The sequence below is a fragment of the Paraburkholderia sp. RL18-085-BIA-A genome, from assembly GCF_046027075.1.
Taxonomy (GTDB): Bacteria; Pseudomonadota; Gammaproteobacteria; order Burkholderiales; family Burkholderiaceae; genus Paraburkholderia.
Map to the genome: position 1 here is coordinate 1 of NZ_JARESU010000067.1, position 20,875 is coordinate 20,875.

A 20,875-nucleotide genomic window follows, 5' to 3' on the forward strand; every position below is an offset into this window, starting at 1 on the left:
ATAAAGGTGGGGTTTCTGCGTTTACGGAGGTGCTGAAATCACTATATAAGTGAGAACCTTGGGTTTGGAGCGGCCAAACAAGTCTTGACAACAAGCGGTTGTTCCACCATAATCATCAGTTCTCTACGGAGGGGTGCCCGAGTGGCTAAAGGGGGCAGACTGTAAATCTGTTGGCTTACGCCTACGTTGGTTCGAATCCAACCTCCTCCACCAGATATAAATTGCAGCAGTTGTGGGAATCCACGAATCCTTGCGGGTGTAGCTCAATGGTAGAGCAGAAGCCTTCCAAGCTTACGACGAGGGTTCGATTCCCTTCACCCGCTCCAGCAACACAGAAGTAGCGCCCATGTGGCTCAGTGGTAGAGCACTCCCTTGGTAAGGGAGAGGTCGGCAGTTCGATCCTGCCCATGGGCACCAGAAGTACGCGGTGACTGTTTGCGCCCGGCGCAACGTACGGAAAAATCCTCTTAGGAGTCGAAAATGGCCAAGGGTAAGTTTGAGCGGACCAAGCCGCACGTGAACGTCGGCACGATCGGTCACGTTGACCACGGCAAGACCACGCTGACGGCAGCGATCACGACGGTTCTGACGCAGAAGTTCGGCGGCGAAGCGAAGGCATACGACCAGATCGACGCGGCGCCGGAAGAGAAGGCACGTGGTATCACGATCAACACGGCACACGTCGAGTACGAAACGGCGAACCGCCACTACGCACACGTTGACTGCCCGGGCCACGCTGACTATGTGAAGAACATGATCACGGGCGCAGCGCAGATGGACGGCGCGATCCTGGTGTGCTCGGCAGCAGACGGCCCGATGCCGCAAACGCGTGAGCACATCCTGCTGGCGCGTCAGGTTGGCGTTCCGTACATCATCGTGTTCCTGAACAAGTGCGACATGGTGGATGACGCTGAGCTGCTGGAGCTCGTCGAGATGGAAGTTCGCGAACTTCTGTCGAAGTACGACTTCCCGGGCGACGACACGCCGATCATCAAGGGTTCGGCCAAGCTGGCGCTGGAAGGCGACAAGGGTGAGCTGGGCGAAGTGGCGATCATGAACCTGGCCGACGCGCTGGACACGTACATCCCGACGCCGGAGCGCGCGGTGGACGGCGCGTTCCTGATGCCGGTGGAAGACGTGTTCTCGATCTCGGGCCGTGGCACGGTGGTGACGGGGCGCGTTGAGCGCGGTGTCGTCAAGGTCGGCGAAGAAATCGAAATCGTCGGTATCAAGCCGACGGTGAAGACGACCTGCACGGGCGTGGAAATGTTCCGCAAGCTGCTCGACCAGGGCCAGGCAGGCGACAACGTGGGTATTCTGCTGCGCGGCACGAAGCGTGAAGACGTGGAGCGTGGCCAGGTGCTGGCGAAGCCGGGTTCGATCAACCCGCACACGCACTTCACGGCTGAAGTGTACGTGCTGAGCAAGGACGAAGGTGGCCGTCACACGCCGTTCTTCAACAACTATCGTCCGCAGTTCTACTTCCGTACGACGGACGTGACGGGCTCGATCGAGTTGCCGAAGGACAAGGAAATGGTGATGCCGGGCGACAACGTGTCGATCACGGTGAAGCTGATCAACCCGATCGCGATGGAAGAAGGTCTGCGCTTTGCAATCCGCGAAGGCGGCCGTACGGTCGGCGCAGGTGTGGTTGCCAAGATTCTCGAGTAACGCCAGATAGTTCTCGTTGATCGGTAGTTTCGGGGTTGGCCGTGTCGTCAACCCCAAATGGTTTAGGGGCATAGCTCAACTGGCAGAGCGTCGGTCTCCAAAACCGAAGGTTGGGGGTTCGATTCCCTCTGCCCCTGCCAACTCTTGCGTCGTATGTGGCGCTTCGTTAAGGTGTTATGGCGAATCCTTCCGTCGAAACTGTAAATACATCCGGCGACAAGTTGATGCTCGTTGCCGGCGTATTGTTGGTCTTGGCCGGGTTCGTGGGGTTCTTCTGGCTCAATGGCCAGGAATGGTACATCCGCGGAGCTGCCTTGGCTGTTGGTGCTATAGCGGGTGTTACAGTCGGTCTTCTCTCTGCGCCTGGCAAGGGTTTCATCGCTTTCGCCAAAGACTCGTACAAAGAAGTCCGTAAGGTTGTATGGCCGACTCGTAAAGAGGCCACCCAGACAACGCTCGTAGTGTTCGGCTTCGTGTTCGTTATGGCGATCTTTCTTTGGGTTAGTGATAAATCCATCGAATGGGCGATTTTCTCGGTGATTCTGGGTTGGAAATGATATGAGCGATACTCCGGCATCCCCGAGTGGCAAACGTTGGTACGTGGTGCACGCCTACTCCGGTATGGAGAAGAGCGTGCAACGCGCGCTTCAGGAGCGCATCGAACGTGCTGGCATGCAAGACCAGTTTGGTCAAATCCTCGTTCCCACTGAAGAAGTGGTCGAGGTAAAAGGCGGTCATAAATCGGTGACCGAACGTCGTTTCTTCCCCGGCTACGTGCTCGTGGAAATGGAAATGACGGACGAAACGTGGCACCTTGTGAAGAATACGGCTAAGGTGACGGGCTTCGTCGGCGGTGCACGTAATCGCCCGAGTCCGATTTCCCCGCGGGAAGTCGAGAAAATCATGTCACAAATGCAGGAAGGCGTGGAGAAGCCGCGTCCGAAGACCCTGTTTGAAGTAGGCGAGATGGTGCGGGTGAAGGACGGTCCATTCACGGATTTCAATGGCAGCGTCGAAGAAGTGAATTACGAAAAGTCGCGTGTCCGTGTTTCCGTTACAATTTTCGGCCGCGCAACGCCGGTCGAGCTGGAATTTGGCCAAGTCGAAAAGTTGTAATCCAGAATTCTACGGGGCGCACCAATCGGTGCGTTCCGTATTTCGCGCTTACGGTCCGCGCAATGACCGTTGAGGAGCGCAAGTAGTCAATTTTCCGGCGAACGCGCGCTACTACTCACTGAACGTCCGCATGCATCTTTGCGGCGTTCCAAAGAGGTTTTCAAAATGGCAAAGAAAATCATCGGCTTTATCAAGCTGCAGATTCCTGCAGGTAAAGCCAACCCGTCGCCGCCGGTCGGTCCGGCACTGGGCCAGCGTGGCCTGAACATCATGGAGTTCTGCAAGGCGTTCAACGCGCAGACTCAAGCACTGGAACCGGGTCTGCCGATTCCGGTCGTGATCACCGCGTTTGCTGACAAGAGCTTCACGTTCGTCCTGAAGACGCCGCCGGCTACGGTTCTGATCAAGAAGGCAGCGAAGATCGACAAGGGTTCGAGCAAGCCGCATACCGACAAGGTCGGCAAGATCACCCGCGTTCAAGCTGAAGACATCGCCAAGACCAAGATGCCCGATCTGACGGCGGCGGATCTGGACGCAGCGGTTCGCACGATCGCTGGTAGCGCCCGCTCGATGGGCATCACCGTGGAGGGCGTGTAAATGGCTAAGCTTTCTAAGCGTCTGCAAGTATTTGCAGCCAAAGTTGATCGTCAGAAGCTGTACCCGATCGATGACGCTCTGTCGCTCGTGAAGGAATGCGCAAGCGCGAAGTTCGACGAGTCGATCGACGTCGCAGTGCAACTCGGCATCGACGCGAAGAAATCGGACCAAGTGGTTCGTGGCTCGGTCGTGCTGCCGGCTGGTACCGGCAAGTCGGTCCGCGTCGCAGTGTTCGCACAAGGCGAAAAGGCCGAGCAAGCTCGGGCAGCTGGCGCAGAAGTCGTCGGTATGGAAGATCTGGCTGAACAGGTCAAGGCTGGCAAGCTGGACTTCGACATCGTGATCGCTTCGCCGGACACAATGCGCGTTGTCGGTACGCTGGGTCAGATCCTCGGCCCGCGCGGCCTGATGCCGAACCCGAAGGTTGGCACGGTTACGCCGGACGTAGCGACTGCAGTGAAGAACGCCAAGGCTGGTCAGGTGCAATTCCGTGTCGACAAGGCCGGTATCATCCACGCGACCATCGGCCGTGCTTCGTTCGAGCCGAAGGCTCTGCGTAGCAACCTGAACGCTCTCGTCGAAGCGCTGCAAAAGGCAAAGCCGGCAACGAGCAAGGGTGTCTACCTGCGCAAGGTTGCGGTGTCGAGCACGATGGGTGTTGGCGTTCGCGTCGATCAGGCATCGATCGCAGCACAGTAAAATTTCATCGCCTCGACGAGAGTCAGGGCGGTTTTATGGGCTTTGGGCGGTTGCGAGGTGGCAGTTTGCATCGTGCAACCGGTTGTCAAAGACCGTTGGCGGGCACGCAGCAAGTAGGCGAGTCCTTAATGTAAAGCCAACGCAGATGGCGAACCCGAAAAGGTTTTGTAGTGATGAAACCGTTGGATGTCCGCAGCGATGTGGGCCTCGGACGGTCGAAATACTCCTGACTGGTCGGACGCCGTTATTGAACGCGGTACACATGGCGCACGCTGCGTGTATCGAATCTGGAGGTTAACCGTGCCACTCAACAAAGAAAGCAAGCAGGCCGTCGTCGCTGAGGTTGCCGCGCAAGTCGCGAAAGCCCAGACCGTGGTTCTGGCTGAGTATCGTGGGATCACGGTTGGCGATCTGACCAAGCTGCGCGCGAAAGCGCGTGAGCAACAGGTTTACCTTCGCGTGTTGAAGAACACGCTGGCGCGCCGCGCTGTCGAAGGTACCCCGTTTGCTCCGCTGGCGGAGCAGATGACCGGCCCCCTGATCTACGGCATCTCGGAAGATGCAATTGCTGCTGCTAAGGTCGTCAATGACTTCAGCAAGAGCAATGACAAGTTGGTCATCAAGGCTGGCGCCTACGAAGGCAACGTGATGGACAAGGCAGGCGTGCAAGCGCTGGCCAACATCCCGAGCCGCGAGGAGCTGCTCTCCAAGCTGTTGTTCGTTATGCAAGCTCCTGTTTCCGGCTTTGCGCGCGCTTTGGCCGCGCTGGCGGAAAAGAAGCAGGGCGAAGAGTCCGCTGCTTAACGTTCCTCAGCCGAGCGTAATTGATCGCTAGCTGTATCCGAATTCAATTTAGGAGTATTTCAAATGGCAATCGCAAAAGAAGACATCCTCGAAGCCGTAGGCTCGATGTCGGTTCTGGAACTGAACGAGCTGGTTAAGGCGTTCGAAGAAAAGTTTGGCGTGTCGGCAGCTGCTGTTGCAGTGGCAGGCCCGGCAGGCGGCGGCGCTGCTGCTGCTGCTGAAGAGCAGACCGAATTCACGGTCAACCTGGTCGAGGTTGGCGCGAACAAGGTTTCCGTCATTAAGGCTGTTCGTGAACTGACGGGTCTCGGCCTGAAGGAAGCGAAGGACCTGGTCGACGGCGCACCGAAGCCTGTTAAGGAATCGGTACCGAAGGCTGCTGCTGAAGAAGCCAAGAAGAAGCTGGAAGAAGCCGGCGCGAAGGCTGAAATCAAGTAAGTTTCAGTGCGCTGTGCGAAGGCTGGCGGTTTTTCACCGCCGGCCTTTTTGTGCTTTGTGGGAGCCGCGTTTTTGCAAGGCCGTTCCGGCAAGAACGTCACTCCCAGAAGCCAAAGAAAATCGTCAGCGGCAACATTGACCGACGTTTTTCTTTGTCTTCTGAAGCGACTGCAGAAGGCAAGTTTGGTCGGGTAGCGGGCAACACAGGCATCCGCTGCCGTCAGCCAGCGGTTGGTAGAGGCCAACCACCAAGCTTCTAGGCTCGTTCAAGCCATCGGACGGCCATCGGGTCTCAGTCGGTGAACACTCGGGTTGTCTCATCAAGGTATCCTGCCTCGACAACAATGCCCGCCGTGATTCGGAGATCGTATGCAATATTCCTTCACCGAGAAGAAGCGTATTCGCAAGAGTTTTGCGAAGCGCCCCATCGTTCACCAAGTACCTTTCCTGCTGGCTACCCAGCTTGAATCATTCAGCACGTTTCTGCAAGCAGACACGTCGTCCACGCAACGCAAGCCGGAAGGCCTGCAGGCTGCGTTTACTTCCGTTTTCCCGATTGTTTCGCATAACGGTTTTGCACGTCTAGAGTTTGTCAGCTACATGCTGTCGCCGCCGGCATTCAACATCAAGGAATGTCAGCAGCGCGGTCTGACATACTGCTCGGCGCTGCGCGCGAAAGTGCGTCTGGTGCTGCTCGACAAGGAATCGCCGAGCAAGCCGGTCGTCAAGGAAGTGAAGGAACAGGAAGTATACATGGGCGAAATTCCGCTCATGACGCCGACCGGTTCGTTCGTGATCAACGGCACGGAACGTGTGATCGTTTCGCAGTTGCATCGTTCGCCGGGCGTGTTCTTCGAACACGACAAGGGCAAGACGCACAGCTCGGGCAAGCTCCTGTTCTCCGCACGTATCATTCCTTACCGCGGCTCGTGGCTCGACTTCGAGTTCGACCCGAAGGACGTGCTGTACTTCCGCGTCGACCGTCGCCGCAAGATGCCGGTCACGATCCTGCTGAAGGCAATCGGCCTCACGCCGGAACAGATCCTCGCAAACTTCTTCGTGTTCGACAATTTCACGCTGATGCCGGAAGGCGCGCAGATGGAATTCGTGCCGGAGCGTCTGCGTGGTGAAGTCGCGCGTTTCGACATCACGGACCGTGATGGCAACGTGATCGTCCAGAAGGACAAGCGGATCAACGCGAAGCACATTCGCGACCTCGACAACGCGAAGACCAAGTTCATCTCGGTTCCGGAAGACTATTTGCTCGGCCGCGTGCTGGCGAAGAACGTTGTCGACGGCGACACCGGTGAAGTCATCGCCAACGCGAACGACGAAATCACCGAGACCGTCCTCGAGAAGCTGCGGGAATCGAAGATCAAAGACATCCAGACTCTCTACACGAACGATCTGGATCAAGGCCCGTATATCTCGTCGACGCTGCGTATCGACGAAACCGCGGACAAGATGGCCGCTCGCATCGCGATCTACCGCATGATGCGTCCGGGCGAGCCGCCGACCGAAGAAGCGGTCGAGGCGCTGTTCAATCGTCTGTTCTACAGCGAAGACGCATACGACCTGTCCAAGGTGGGTCGTATGAAGTTCAATCGCCGCGTGGGCCGCGACGAGATCGTCGGACCGATGACGCTGCAAGACGACGACATCCTCGCAACGATCAAGATCCTGGTCGAACTGCGTAACGGCAAGGGCGAAGTGGACGACATCGACCACTTGGGCAATCGTCGTGTGCGTTGCGTCGGCGAACTGGCGGAAAACCAGTTCCGCGCCGGTCTCGTGCGTGTCGAACGTGCAGTGAAGGAACGCCTCGGCCAGGCCGAAAGCGAAAACCTGATGCCGCACGACCTGATCAACTCGAAGCCGATTTCGTCGGCGATTCGCGAGTTCTTCGGTTCGTCGCAACTGTCGCAGTTCATGGACCAAACGAACCCGCTGTCGGAAATCACCCACAAGCGCCGTGTTTCGGCACTTGGCCCGGGCGGTTTGACGCGTGAGCGCGCTGGCTTTGAAGTCCGCGACGTGCACCCGACTCACTACGGTCGTGTGTGCCCGATTGAAACGCCGGAAGGTCCGAACATCGGCCTGATCAACTCGCTGGCACTGTATGCGCACCTGAACGAATACGGCTTCCTCGAAACGCCGTATCGTAAGGTGGTCGACAGCAAGGTGACGGATCAGATTGACTATCTGTCGGCGATCGAAGAAGGCCGTTACGTGATCGCTCAGGCGAACGCGGCGGTCGCTGCCGACGGCTCGCTGACCGACGAACTGGTGTCGTCGCGTGAAGCAGGCGAAACGCTGATGGTTACGCCGGACCGCATCCAATATATGGACGTGGCGCCGTCGCAGATCGTCTCGGTGGCTGCTTCGCTGATTCCGTTCCTCGAGCACGACGACGCGAACCGCGCGTTGATGGGTTCGAACATGCAGCGTCAGGCTGTGCCGTGTCTGCGTCCTGAGAAGGCGGTGGTCGGTACGGGTATCGAGCGCACGGTGGCGGTCGACTCGGGTACGACGGTTCAGGCGTTCCGCGGCGGTGTCGTGGATTACGTCGACGCCGGCCGTATCGTGATTCGGGTGAACGACGACGAAGCGGTTGCGGGTGAGGTTGGTGTCGACATCTACAACCTGATCAAGTACACGCGTTCGAACCAGAACACGAACATCAATCAGCGTCCGATCGTGAAGATGGGCGACAAGGTTGCGCGTGGCGACGTGCTGGCTGACGGCGCATCGACCGATCTGGGCGAGCTCGCGCTCGGCCAGAACATGCTGATCGCGTTCATGCCGTGGAACGGCTACAACTTCGAAGACTCGATCCTGATCTCGGAAAAGGTCGTGGCCGACGATCGCTACACGTCGATCCACATCGAAGAACTGAACGTCGTGGCGCGCGACACGAAGCTCGGACCGGAAGAAATCACGCGCGACATTTCGAACCTCGCGGAAGTACAGCTTGGCCGTCTCGACGAGTCGGGCATCGTATACATCGGCGCGGAAGTCGAAGCGGGCGACGTGCTCGTGGGCAAGGTCACGCCGAAGGGCGAGACCCAGCTTACGCCGGAAGAAAAGCTGCTGCGCGCGATCTTCGGCGAGAAGGCCTCGGACGTGAAGGACACGTCGCTGCGCGTGCCCTCGGGCATGAGCGGCACGGTCATCGACGTGCAGGTGTTCACGCGTGAAGGCATTCAGCGCGACAAGCGCGCGCAACAGATCATCGACGATGAATTGAAGCGCTATCGCCTCGACCTGAACGACCAGTTGCGCATTGTGGAAGGCGACGCGTTCCAGCGTCTCGCACGCATGCTCGACGGCAAGGTCGCCAACGGCGGTCCGAAGAAGCTCGCGAAGGGCACGAAGATCGAACAGGCATACCTGGAAGATCTCGATCACTACCACTGGTTCGACATCCGCCTCGCGGACGAAGAAGCAGCGGCACAGCTCGAAGCGATCAAGAACTCGATCGAAGAGAAGCGTCACCAGTTCGATCTGGCGTTTGAAGAAAAGCGCAAGAAGCTCACGCAAGGCGACGAACTGCCGCCGGGCGTGTTGAAGATGGTCAAGGTGTATCTGGCAGTCAAGCGTCGTCTGCAGCCTGGCGACAAGATGGCCGGTCGTCACGGTAACAAGGGTGTCGTGTCGAAGATCGTTCCGATCGAAGACATGCCGTACATGGCCGACGGCCGTCCGGCTGACGTCGTTCTGAACCCGCTCGGCGTGCCGTCGCGGATGAACGTGGGTCAGGTTCTCGAAGTGCATCTGGGTTGGGCCGCGAAGGGTCTGGGCTGGCGTATCGGCGAAATGCTGCAGCGTCAGGCGAAGATCGAAGAACTGCGCGAATTCCTGACCAAGATCTACAACGAGTCGGGCCGTGCTGAAGAGCTGGACAGCTTCACCGACGATGAAATTGTCGAACTGGCGAAGAACCTGCGCGAAGGCGTACCGTTCGCCACGCCGGTGTTCGACGGTGCGACGGAAGAAGAAATGTCGCGCGCGCTGGATCTGGCATTCCCGGACGACATCGCGAAGAACCTCGGCATGACGCCGTCGAAGAATCAGGTGCGTCTGTACGACGGCCGCACGGGCGAGATGTTCGAACGTACGGTGACGGTCGGCTACATGCACTACCTGAAGCTGCACCACCTGGTCGACGACAAGATGCACGCGCGTTCCACGGGCCCGTACTCGCTCGTGACGCAGCAGCCGTTGGGCGGTAAGGCGCAGTTCGGTGGCCAGCGTTTCGGTGAAATGGAAGTGTGGGCGCTCGAAGCGTACGGCGCATCGTACGTGCTGCAGGAAATGCTGACGGTGAAGTCGGACGACGTGACGGGCCGGACCAAGGTTTACGAGAACCTGGTCAAGGGCGATCACGTGATCGATGCAGGCATGCCGGAATCCTTCAACGTGTTGGTGAAGGAAATCCGCTCGCTGGGTATCGACATCGACCTCGACCGCAACTAATCGGACTACTGGAGAGAAGCGATGAAAGCTTTGCTCGATCTATTCAAGCAAGTCCAACAACCTGAAGTTTTTGACGCGATCAAGATCGGTCTGGCCTCGCCGGACAAGATCCGTTCGTGGTCGTTCGGTGAAGTCAAGAAACCCGAAACCATCAACTACCGGACCTTCAAGCCGGAACGCGATGGTCTGTTCTGCGCGAAGATCTTCGGGCCGATCAAAGACTACGAATGCCTTTGCGGCAAGTACAAGCGCCTGAAGCACCGTGGCGTGATCTGCGAGAAGTGCGGCGTCGAAGTGACGCTGGCGAAGGTGCGTCGCGAACGGATGGGCCATATTGAGCTGGCCTCGCCGGTTGCGCACATCTGGTTCCTGAAGTCGCTGCCGTCGCGTCTGGGCATGGTGCTCGACATGACGCTGCGCGACATCGAACGCGTGCTGTACTTCGAAGCATACGTGGTGATCGATCCGGGCATGACGCCGCTGAAAGCGCGGCAGATCATGACCGAAGAGGATTACTACAACAAGGTCGAAGAGTACGGTGACGAATTCCGTGCCGAGATGGGCGCGGAAGGCGTTCGCGAACTGCTGCGCGCCATCAACATCGACGAACAGGTCGAGATGCTCCGTACCGAACTCAAGAACACGGGTTCCGAAGCGAAGATCAAGAAGTACGCGAAGCGCCTGAAGGTGCTCGAGGCTTTCCAGCGTTCGGGCATCAAGCCTGACTGGATGGTGCTCGAAGTGCTGCCGGTGCTGCCGCCGGAACTGCGTCCGCTGGTGCCGCTGGATGGCGGCCGCTTCGCGACGTCGGACCTGAACGACCTGTATCGCCGCGTCATCAACCGTAACAACCGGTTGAAGCGTCTGCTCGAACTGAAGGCGCCTGAAATCATCGTCCGCAACGAAAAGCGGATGCTGCAGGAAGCCGTCGATTCGCTGCTCGACAACGGTCGTCGCGGTAAGGCGATGACCGGCGCGAACAAGCGTCCGCTGAAGTCGCTCGCCGACATGATCAAGGGTAAGGGCGGTCGTTTCCGTCAGAACCTGTTGGGTAAACGCGTCGACTATTCGGGCCGTTCGGTGATCGTGGTCGGCCCGACGCTCAAGCTGCATCAGTGCGGTCTGCCGAAGCTGATGGCGCTCGAACTGTTCAAGCCATTCATCTTCAACAAGCTGGAAGTGATGGGTGTCGCTACCACCATCAAGGCTGCGAAGAAGGAAGTCGAGAACCAGACGCCGGTGGTGTGGGACATCTTGGAAGAGGTGATCCGCGAACATCCGGTCATGCTGAACCGTGCGCCGACGCTGCACCGTCTCGGCATTCAGGCTTTCGAGCCGGTGCTGATCGAAGGTAAGGCAATCCAGCTGCACCCGCTCGTTTGCGCGGCGTTCAACGCCGACTTCGACGGCGACCAGATGGCTGTTCACGTGCCGCTGTCGCTGGAAGCGCAGATGGAAGCGCGCACGCTGATGCTGGCGTCGAACAACGTCCTGTTCCCGGCCAACGGCGATCCGTCGATCGTGCCGTCGCAGGATATCGTGCTCGGCCTGTACTACGCGACCCGGGAAGCCGTGAATGCGAAGGGCGAAGGCCTGACGTTCACGGGCGTTTCGGAAGCGCTGCGTGCATACGAGAACAAGGAAGTCGAGCTGGCCTCGCGCGTCAACGTGCGGATCACCGAAATGGTCCACAACGAAGACAAGTCGGAAGGCGCACCGGCATTCGTGCCGAAGATCACGCTGTATGCGACGACCGTCGGCCGTGCAATCCTGTCGGAAATTCTGCCGCCGGGCCTGCCGTTCTCGGTGCTGAACAAGCCGCTGAAGAAGAAGGAAATCTCGCGTCTGATCAACACCGCATTCCGCAAGTGCGGCCTGCGCGAAACGGTGATTTTCGCCGACCAGTTGATGCAGTCGGGTTTCCGTCTGGCAACGCGCGCTGGTATCTCGATCTGCGTCGACGACATGCTCGTGCCGCCGCAGAAGGAAACCATCGTCGGTGACGCCGCGAAGAAGGTGAAGGAATACGACCGTCAGTACATGTCGGGTCTCGTCACTTCGCAAGAGCGCTACAACAACGTGGTTGACATCTGGTCGGCAACGTCGGAAGCGGTCGGCAAGGCGATGATGGAACAGCTGTCGACGGAACCGGTCACGGACCGCGATGGCAACGAAACGCGTCAGGAATCGTTCAACTCGATTTACATGATGGCGGACTCGGGTGCTCGTGGTTCCGCGGTTCAGATTCGTCAGCTGGCCGGTATGCGTGGCCTGATGGCGAAGCCGGACGGCTCGATCATCGAGACGCCGATTACGGCGAACTTCCGTGAAGGCCTGAACGTGTTGCAGTACTTCATCTCGACCCACGGTGCACGTAAGGGTCTGGCTGATACGGCACTGAAGACGGCGAACTCGGGTTACCTGACGCGACGTCTCGTCGACGTGACGCAGGATCTGGTGGTGGTCGAGGACGATTGCGGTACGTCCAACGGCGTCGCGATGAAGGCGTTGGTCGAAGGCGGTGAAGTCGTCGAAGCGCTGCGTGACCGTATCCTCGGTCGCGTGACGGTGGCCGATGTCGTCAATCCGGAATCGCAGGAAACGCTGTACGAAACGGGCACGCTGCTCGACGAAGACGCGGTCGAAGAAATCGAACGCCTCGGCATCGACGAAGTGCGCGTGCGTACGCCGCTGACTTGCGAAACGCGTTACGGTCTGTGCGCAGCCTGCTACGGCCGTGACCTGGGCCGCGGCTCGTCGGTCAACGTCGGTGAAGCTGTCGGCGTGATCGCTGCGCAGTCGATCGGTGAACCGGGCACGCAGCTCACGATGCGTACGTTCCACATCGGTGGTGCGGCGTCGCGTGCGGCGGTCGCTTCGTCGGTTGAAGCGAAGTCGAACGGCACGGTGCGTTTCACGGCGACGATGCGTTACGTCACCAACGCGAAGGGCGAGCAGATCGTCATCTCGCGTTCGGGCGAAGCGATGATCACCGACGACCACGGTCGCGAGCGCGAACGTCACAAGGTGCCGTACGGCGCGACGCTGTTGCAGCTGGACGGGGCGCAGATCAAGGCCGGCACGCAACTGGCGACGTGGGATCCGATGACGCGTCCGATCATCACCGAATACGGTGGCACGGTGAAGTTCGAAAACGTCGAAGAAGGCGTGACCGTGGCGAAGCAGATCGACGATGTGACCGGTCTGTCGACGCTGGTCGTGATCGACGTGAAGCGTCGCGGTTCGCAGGCGTCGAAGACGGTGCGTCCGCAGGTCAAGCTGCTCGATGCGAACGGCGAAGAAGTCAAGATCCCGAACACCGAGCACTCGGTGCAGATCGGCTTCCAGGTCGGCGCTCTGATCACCGTGAAGGACGGTCAGCAAGTGCAGGTCGGTGAAGTGCTCGCACGTATCCCGACTGAATCGCAGAAGACGCGTGACATTACCGGCGGTCTGCCGCGCGTGGCGGAACTGTTCGAAGCACGTTCGCCGAAGGACGCGGGTATTCTGGCGGAAGTCACGGGTACGACGTCGTTCGGTAAGGACACGAAGGGCAAGCAGCGTCTCGTTATCACGGACCTCGAGGGTAACCAGCACGAGTTCCTGATCGCGAAGGAAAAGCAGGTTCTGGTGCACGATGGTCAGGTCGTCAACAAGGGCGAAATGATCGTCGACGGGCCGGCGGATCCGCACGACATCCTGCGTTTGCAGGGCGTCGAAGCGCTGTCGCGTTACATCGTGGACGAAGTGCAGGACGTGTACCGTCTGCAAGGCGTGAAGATCAACGACAAGCACATCGAAGTGATTGTTCGTCAGATGCTGCGCCGCGTGCAGATTACGGACAACGGCGATACGCGTTTCATCCCGGGCGAACAGGTCGAGCGGTCGGATATGCTCGACGAGAACGACCGTATGATCGCGGAAGACAAGCGTCCGGCAACGTACGAAAACGTGTTGCTCGGCATCACGAAGGCGTCGCTGTCGACCGATTCGTTCATCTCCGCGGCGTCGTTCCAGGAAACGACCCGCGTGTTGACCGAAGCGGCGATCATGGGCAAGCGCGACGATCTACGTGGTCTGAAGGAGAACGTGATCGTCGGCCGTCTGATTCCGGCGGGTACGGGTCTCGCGTTCCACAAGGCACGCAAGAGCAAGGAACTGTCCGACCGCGAGCGTTTCGATCAGATCGCAGCGGAAGAGTCGTTCGAATTCGGTACGCCGGAAACCCCGGCCGCCGAACAGCAGCACTCCGGCGAGTAAGTCCCGGCGGCGCAAGCCGCCTGGGCTCATCAGCCAGCGAAGCCGTTCAGTTTCGACTGAGCGGCTTTTTTTTATGCGCCTCATTTTTTGCGTGACTTTGCGGATTCTTAGGCCGGTTGGCTAACGTTGTCGCAAAGCGCGGGCGCAGCACGAATGCGTTGGTAAAATTCGTGTCACCGGCTTTTGGCTGCTTCTCTCAAATTCATGTCCCGTCCGCTCCAGATCCTCAACGAAGTCTTCGGTTATCCCGCGTTCAGAGGGCAGCAGGGCGAAATTGTCGAGCACGTCGCCGGCGGCGGCGATTGCCTCGTGCTGATGCCGACGGGCGGCGGCAAATCGCTGTGCTATCAGATTCCGTCGCTGGTGCGGCGCGAAGGCGGCTTCGGCACCGGCATCGTGGTGTCGCCGCTGATCGCGCTGATGCAGGATCAGGTGGCCGCGCTCACCGAAGTCGGCGTGCGCGCGGCGTATTTGAACTCCACGCTGTCCAGCGCCGAGGCGATGGCCATCGAGCGGGCGCTGCGCGAGGGCGAGATCGACTTGCTTTACGTTGCGCCGGAACGTCTGATGACGCCGCGTTTCCAGGACTTGCTGGAGCGCACGCGCATCGGCTTGTTCGCGATCGACGAAGCGCATTGCGTGTCGCAATGGGGGCACGATTTCCGGCCCGAATATATTCAGCTGTCGGTGCTGCACGAGCGCTTTCCGAACGTGCCGCGCATCGCACTCACAGCCACCGCGGACGCGATCACGCGCGACGAAATCGTTCACCGCCTGGCGCTTGATGACGCACGCATTTTCGTGTCGAGCTTCGACCGGCCGAACATCCGCTATCGCATCGCAGAAAAGGACAATGCGCGCGCCCAGTTGCTGGACTTCATCCGCGCCGAGCATTCGCGGCCGGACGGCACCACCGACGCCGGTGTGGTCTATTGCCTGTCGCGCCGCAAGGTCGAAGAAACCGCGGAGTGGCTCAAAGAAAAGGGGATGCGCGCGCTGCCGTATCACGCCGGCATGGAGTTCGAGATTCGCCAGAAGCATCAGGAGATGTTCCAGCGCGAAGAAGGCATCGTGATGTGCGCGACGATCGCGTTCGGCATGGGTATCGACAAACCCGACGTGCGTTTCGTCGCTCATCTCGACTTGCCGAAGAGCGTCGAAGGCTACTACCAGGAAACCGGCCGCGCCGGCCGCGACGGCATGCCGGCGAACGCGTGGATGGCCTACGGTCTCGGCGACGTCGTACAGCAGCGCAAGATGATCGACGAGTCCGATGCCGACGACGCCCACAAGCGCGTCCAGACCAGCAAACTCGATGCGCTGCTCGGCCTGTGCGAGGCGGCGACTTGCCGGCGCGTCCGGCTGCTCGCCTACTTCGGCGAAGCCAGCCAGCCGTGCGGCAACTGCGACAACTGTCTCGAACCGCCGGCAACCTGGGACGCGACGCGCGAGGCCCAAATGGCGCTGTCCTGTGTGTTCCGCGCGCAGCGGGCGAGCGGTTTCAACTTCGGCGCGGGCCATTTGATCGACATTCTGCGGGGCAATCGCAGCGAGAAAATCATGCAGCGCGGTCACGAGAAGCTGACCACCTTCGGCATCGGCGCGGCGCTCGGCGAGCCGGAGTGGCGCGCGGTGTTTCGCCAGCTGGTGGCATTCGGCTATCTGACGGTCGACCACGAAGGTTTCGGCTCGCTCGTGCTGACCGAGGCGAGTAAGCCGGTGCTCAAGGGCGAGCAGAACGTGACGATGCGCCGCTACGTGAAGCCTACCCGCAGCCGGCAGTCGTCCGGCCGCACCAGCGAGCGCGCTGATCCGACAATCGGCATGGGGCCGCGCGAACGGGCCCGCTGGGAGCGTCTGCGTGCTTGGCGCACCGAAACGGCGAAGAGCGACGGCGTGCCGGCCTACGTGATCTTCCACGATGCGACACTGGCGGAAATTGCCCGCAATGGCCCCGATTCCATTGAGGATTTGCGCGGCATTCCGGGCATGGGCGCCCGTAAACTCGACCGTTTCGGCGACGAATTGCTGGAAGTCGTCGCTGCGGACTGAGCGTTTCGTCGGTACCAGGAGGGTCGGCAGGGGTGCGAAACATCGCAAGCTGTTGACTCCCTTAGTATTTTCGGAATATTATGCTAGGTTCCGGTTCTTGGAATGCCTGTCCGAATCCAATTCGCGCACTTGCAGCCCGTCCGGAAGTTCGATGCGCAATCGTTTCTGCTTTGCCCGGAAACAGATGCGTCGATTTTGTTCAATTTCAGGAATAAACAATGCCAACCATCAATCAACTGGTTCGCAAAGGCCGCGCGTCGGAAACGACGAAGAGCAAGAGCCCGGCTTTGCAGGACTGCCCCCAGCGTCGCGGCGTGTGCACCCGTGTGTACACCACGACGCCGAAGAAGCCGAACTCGGCACTCCGTAAGGTCGCAAAGGTGCGCCTGACGAACGGCTTCGAAGTCATTTCGTACATCGGTGGTGAAGGCCATAACCTGCAGGAACACTCGGTCGTGCTGATTCGAGGTGGCCGTGTGAAGGACTTGCCGGGTGTGCGTTACCACATGGTTCGCGGCTCGCTGGATACCCAGGGCGTCAAGGATCGTAAGCAGGCTCGCTCGAAGTACGGTGCGAAGCGTGCCAAGGCTGGCAAGTAATTAGCCGGTCAGTAGTTTCAGGTCGCCTGCAAGGGCGGTAATAGCGGTGGTGCCGGAATCGCCGGTGCTGTCGAGTAAGTGGTCACCCGACCAGGCTGGTAAGTCTTGAAGATGAATCGGGTTAGTTGGTGGCCGCGGGGCTAAAGTAGCTCCAACTGAAAAGGTAAAGGAAGAAACATGCCGCGTCGTCGCGAAGTCCCCAAGCGGGACGTGTTGCCGGATCCGAAGTTCGGTAACGTTGATGTAGCTAAGTTCATGAACGTGCTGATGCTCTCCGGTAAGAAGTCGGTTGCCGAGCGTATCGTGTACGGCGCTTTCGAACAGATCCAGACGAAGGGTGGCAAGGACCCGCTGGAAGTGTTCACGGTAGCGCTCAACAACGTCAAGCCGGTGGTCGAAGTCAAGAGCCGCCGCGTTGGTGGTGCAAACTATCAGGTTCCGGTCGAAGTGCGCCCGTCGCGTCGTATGGCATTGGCGATGCGTTGGCTGCGTGAAGCCGCGAAGAAGCGCAGCGAGAAGTCGATGGCCCTGCGTCTGGCAGGTGAACTCTCCGAAGCGGCCGAAGGCCGTGGCGGCGCAATGAAGAAGCGCGACGAAGTTCACCGGATGGCAGAAGCCAACAAGGCGTTCTCGCACTTCCGTTTCTAAGCTTCCCCAACCGGGTTTAGCGGAAAAACGGAAAGAAATTCCGGGCGGGTGCGCTTACAAGGCGCCTCGCCCGTTTGTGTTACAGCGCGATGGGTATTTTCTCGCATCGCGTCATCCCAATAGAGGATCAAAGTGGCTCGCAAGACACCTATCGAGCGCTACCGTAACATCGGTATTAGCGCTCACATCGACGCCGGCAAAACGACGACGACCGAGCGCATCCTGTTCTACACGGGCGTGAACCACAAGATTGGTGAAGTTCACGACGGCGCTGCCACCATGGACTGGATGGAGCAGGAGCAGGAACGCGGCATCACGATCACGTCCGCTGCTACCACGGCGTTCTGGAAAGGCATGGCCGGCGACCGCGCTGAGCACCGCATCAACATCATCGACACCCCGGGCCACGTCGACTTCACGATTGAAGTCGAGCGCTCGATGCGCGTGCTCGACGGCGCGTGCATGGTTTACTGCGCAGTGGGCGGCGTTCAGCCCCAGTCGGAAACCGTGTGGCGCCAGGCTAACAAGTACAAGGTTCCCCGTCTCGCGTTCATCAACAAGATGGACCGTACCGGCGCGAACTTCTTCAAGGTTTACGACCAGCTCAAGCTGCGTCTGAAGGCGAACCCGGTTCCGGTCGTGGTGCCGATCGGCGCTGAAGAGAACTTCACGGGCGTCGTCGATCTGATGAAGATGAAGGCGATCATTTGGGACGACGCGTCCCAGGGCACGAAGTTCTCGTACGAAGAAATTCCGGCGGAACTGCTCGATTCGTGCAACGAATGGCGCGAAAAGATGATCGAGGCGGCTGCTGAGTCGAGCGAAGACCTGATGAACAAGTACCTGGAAGAGGGCGAGCTCTCCGAAGCGGAAATCATCAAGGGTCTGCGCGATCGCACGATCGCTTGCGAAATCCAGCCGATGCTGTGCGGCACCGCGTTCAAGAACAAGGGTGTGCAACGCATGCTGGACGCTGTGCTCGACTTCCTGCCGTCGCCGATCGACATCCCGCCGGTTACCGGCGAGCTGGAAAACGGCGAGCAAGGTGAGCGCCGCGCTGCCGACGACGAAAAGTTCTCGGCACTGGCATTCAAGATCATGACGGACCCGTTCGTCGGTCAGCTGATCTTCTTCCGCGTGTACTCGGGCATTGTGAATTCGGGCGACACCGTGCTGAACGCGACTAAGGACAAGAAGGAACGTCTGGGTCGTATTCTGCAGATGCACGCGAACCAGCGCGAAGAAATCAAGGAAGTCCGCGCAGGCGACATCGCTGCTGCAGTCGGTCTGAAGGACGCAACGACGGGCGACACGCTGTGCGATCCGCAAAACCCGATCGTGCTCGAGCGCATGATTTTCCCGGAGCCGGTGATTTCGCAGGCTGTTGAGCCGAAGACGAAGCCGGACCAGGAAAAGATGGGTCTGGCGCTGAACCGCCTGGCTCAGGAAGATCCGTCGTTCCGCGTTCAAACGGACGAAGAATCGGGTCAAACCATTATTTCGGGTATGGGCGAGCTCCACCTCGAAATTCTGGTTGACCGGATGCGCCGTGAGTTCGGCGTCGAAGCAACGGTTGGCAAGCCGCAAGTGGCTTACCGCGAAACGATTCGCGGCAAGGCCGAAGATGTCGACGGCAAGTTCGTCAAGCAGTCGGGTGGTCGCGGCCAGTACGGTCACGCGGTTATCACACTCGAGCCGAACGAGCAAGGCAAGGGCTACGAGTTCCTGGACGAGATCAAGGGCGGTGTGATTCCGCGTGAATACATCCCGGCAGTCGACAAGGGTATCCAGGAAACGTTGAAGGCCGGCGTGCTGGCAGGCTTCCCGGTCGTTGACGTGAAGGTTCACCTGACGTTCGGTTCGTACCACGACGTCGATTCGAACGAAAATGCGTTCCGCATGGCGGGTTCGATGGCGTTCAAGGAAGCAATGCGCAAGGCTCAGCCGGTCATCCTCGAACCGATGATGGCCGTCGAAGTCGAAACGCCGGAAGACTACATGGGCAACGTGATGGGCGACCTCTCGGGTCGTCGCGGTATCGTTCAGGGCATGGACGATATGGTCGGCGGCGGCAAGATCGTTCGCGCTGAAGTGCCGCTGTCGGAAATGTTCGGCTACTCGACGTCGCTGCGTTCGCTGACCCAAGGTCGTGCAACGTACACGATGGAGTTCAAGCACTACTCCGAAGCACCGCGTAACGTGTCGGAAGCGATCATCAACGCCAAGTCGAAGTAATCGCGCGGCAAAAGTCATTCAACGATTAACTTTTTGAAAGAAGAGAAACATGGCTAAAGGTAAATTCGAACGGACCAAGCCGCACGTGAACGTCGGCACGATCGGTCACGTTGACCACGGCAAGACCACGCTGACGGCAGCGATCACGACGGTTCTGACGCAGAAGTTCGGCGGCGAAGCGAAGGCATACGACCAGATCGACGCGGCGCCGGAAGAGAAGGCACGTGGTATCACGATCAACACGGCACACGTCGAGTACGAAACGGCGAACCGCCACTACGCACACGTTGACTGCCCGGGCCACGCTGACTATGTGAAGAACATGATCACGGGCGCAGCGCAGATGGACGGCGCGATCCTGGTGTGCTCGGCAGCAGACGGCCCGATGCCGCAAACGCGTGAGCACATCCTGCTGGCGCGTCAGGTTGGCGTTCCGTACATCATCGTGTTCCTGAACAAGTGCGACATGGTGGATGACGCTGAGCTGCTGGAGCTCGTCGAGATGGAAGTTCGCGAACTTCTGTCGAAGTACGACTTCCCGGGCGACGACACGCCGATCATCAAGGGTTCGGCCAAGCTGGCGCTGGAAGGCGACAAGGGTGAGCTGGGCGAAGTGGCGATCATGAACCTGGCCGACGCGCTGGACACGTACATCCCGACGCCGGAGCGCGCGGTGGACGGCGCGTTCCTGATGCCGGTGGAAGACGTGTTCTCGATCTCGGGCCGTGGCACGGTGGTGACGGGGCGCGTTGAGCGCGGTGTCGTCAAGGTCGGCGAAGAAATCGAAATCGTCGGTATCAAGCCGACGGTGAAGACGACCTGCACGGGCGTGGAAATGTTCCGCAAGCTGCTCGACCAGGGCCAGGCAGGCGACAACGTGGGTATTCTGCTGCGCGGCACGAAGCGTGAAGACGTGGAGCGTGGCCAGGTGCTGGCGAAGCCGGGTTCGATCAACCCGCACACGCACTTCACGGCTGAAGTGTACGTGCTGAGCAAGGACGAAGGTGGCCGTCACACGCCGTTCTTCAACAACTATCGTCCGCAGTTCTACTTCCGTACGACGGACGTGACGGGCTCGATCGAGTTGCCGAAGGACAAGGAAATGGTGATGCCGGGCGACAACGTGTCGATCACGGTGAAGCTGATCAACCCGATCGCGATGGAAGAAGGTCTGCGCTTTGCAATCCGCGAAGGCGGCCGTACGGTCGGCGCAGGTGTGGTTGCCAAGATTCTCGAGTAAAATCGCGGATTGAATTTCCAGTAAGTGGTGCCCGGGGCCG

General features: G+C 59.5%; 14 protein-coding genes and 4 tRNA genes. All 18 read left to right on the plus strand.

Going from position 1 to position 20,875, the window contains the following annotated elements:
- Nucleotides 1-127 precede the first annotated feature (127 nt).
- Nucleotides 128-213 (plus strand) — tRNA-Tyr (locus P0D89_RS32355).
- Nucleotides 214-252: 39 nt separating this feature from the next.
- A tRNA-Gly gene (locus P0D89_RS32360) sits at nucleotides 253-326 on the plus strand.
- 16 nt (nucleotides 327-342) lie between these two features.
- Nucleotides 343-417: transfer RNA gene (locus P0D89_RS32365), tRNA-Thr, on the plus strand.
- Between the two features lie 63 nt (nucleotides 418-480).
- Nucleotides 481-1,671, plus strand: coding sequence for an elongation factor Tu (gene tuf / locus P0D89_RS32370; RefSeq protein ID WP_012434572.1), 1,191 nt, complete (start codon nucleotides 481-483; stop codon nucleotides 1,669-1,671).
- A gap of 64 nt (nucleotides 1,672-1,735) precedes the next feature.
- Nucleotides 1,736-1,811, plus strand: a tRNA-Trp gene (locus P0D89_RS32375).
- Between the two features lie 36 nt (nucleotides 1,812-1,847).
- The gene (gene secE / locus P0D89_RS32380) at nucleotides 1,848-2,228 is read left to right on the plus strand and encodes a preprotein translocase subunit SecE (protein WP_408357976.1); all 381 of its coding nucleotides are present in this window, start codon (nucleotides 1,848-1,850) and stop codon (nucleotides 2,226-2,228) included.
- A 1-nt stretch (nucleotide 2,229) separates the two neighbouring features.
- A complete protein-coding gene (gene nusG, locus P0D89_RS32385) occupies nucleotides 2,230-2,787 on the plus strand; it encodes a transcription termination/antitermination protein NusG (RefSeq protein ID WP_007180147.1) in 558 nt (185 codons plus the stop codon).
- A gap of 165 nt (nucleotides 2,788-2,952) precedes the next feature.
- Nucleotides 2,953-3,384, plus strand: a complete 432-nt coding sequence (gene rplK / locus P0D89_RS32390) for a 50S ribosomal protein L11 (protein ID WP_408357977.1) — start codon at nucleotides 2,953-2,955, stop codon at nucleotides 3,382-3,384.
- Complete coding sequence (rplA, locus tag P0D89_RS32395; RefSeq protein WP_408357978.1) at nucleotides 3,385-4,083, plus strand: 50S ribosomal protein L1; 699 nt, start codon at nucleotides 3,385-3,387, stop codon at nucleotides 4,081-4,083. It begins immediately after the preceding gene.
- 300 nt (nucleotides 4,084-4,383) lie between these two features.
- On the plus strand, nucleotides 4,384-4,887 hold the full coding sequence (gene rplJ, locus P0D89_RS32400) for a 50S ribosomal protein L10 (RefSeq protein ID WP_013340748.1): 504 nt from the start codon (nucleotides 4,384-4,386) through the stop codon (nucleotides 4,885-4,887).
- 63 nt (nucleotides 4,888-4,950) lie between these two features.
- Entirely contained in the window at nucleotides 4,951-5,325 is a 375-nt protein-coding gene (gene rplL / locus P0D89_RS32405; protein WP_121315903.1) for a 50S ribosomal protein L7/L12, read from the plus strand.
- Nucleotides 5,326-5,694: 369 nt separating this feature from the next.
- Nucleotides 5,695-9,801, plus strand: a complete 4,107-nt coding sequence (gene rpoB, locus P0D89_RS32410) for a DNA-directed RNA polymerase subunit beta (protein ID WP_408357979.1) — start codon at nucleotides 5,695-5,697, stop codon at nucleotides 9,799-9,801.
- A gap of 21 nt (nucleotides 9,802-9,822) precedes the next feature.
- Nucleotides 9,823-14,061 (plus strand): DNA-directed RNA polymerase subunit beta', encoded by a 4,239-nt coding sequence (gene rpoC, locus P0D89_RS32415; protein ID WP_042329776.1) that lies wholly within the window; start codon nucleotides 9,823-9,825, stop codon nucleotides 14,059-14,061.
- Nucleotides 14,062-14,265: 204 nt separating this feature from the next.
- On the plus strand, nucleotides 14,266-16,113 hold the full coding sequence (recQ, locus tag P0D89_RS32420; protein WP_408357980.1) for a DNA helicase RecQ: 1,848 nt from the start codon (nucleotides 14,266-14,268) through the stop codon (nucleotides 16,111-16,113).
- 218 nt (nucleotides 16,114-16,331) lie between these two features.
- On the plus strand, nucleotides 16,332-16,712 hold the full coding sequence (gene rpsL, locus P0D89_RS32425; RefSeq protein ID WP_006998493.1) for a 30S ribosomal protein S12: 381 nt from the start codon (nucleotides 16,332-16,334) through the stop codon (nucleotides 16,710-16,712).
- A 177-nt stretch (nucleotides 16,713-16,889) separates the two neighbouring features.
- Nucleotides 16,890-17,360 carry a 30S ribosomal protein S7 gene (rpsG, locus tag P0D89_RS32430; protein ID WP_408357981.1) on the plus strand — a complete coding sequence of 157 codons (471 nt, stop codon included), beginning with the start codon at nucleotides 16,890-16,892 and terminating at the stop codon, nucleotides 17,358-17,360.
- A gap of 132 nt (nucleotides 17,361-17,492) precedes the next feature.
- Entirely contained in the window at nucleotides 17,493-19,595 is a 2,103-nt protein-coding gene (gene fusA, locus P0D89_RS32435) for an elongation factor G (protein ID WP_408357982.1), read from the plus strand.
- Between the two features lie 49 nt (nucleotides 19,596-19,644).
- On the plus strand, nucleotides 19,645-20,835 hold the full coding sequence (tuf, locus tag P0D89_RS32440) for an elongation factor Tu (RefSeq protein ID WP_012434572.1): 1,191 nt from the start codon (nucleotides 19,645-19,647) through the stop codon (nucleotides 20,833-20,835).
- The last annotated feature ends 40 nt before the right edge of the window (nucleotides 20,836-20,875 follow it).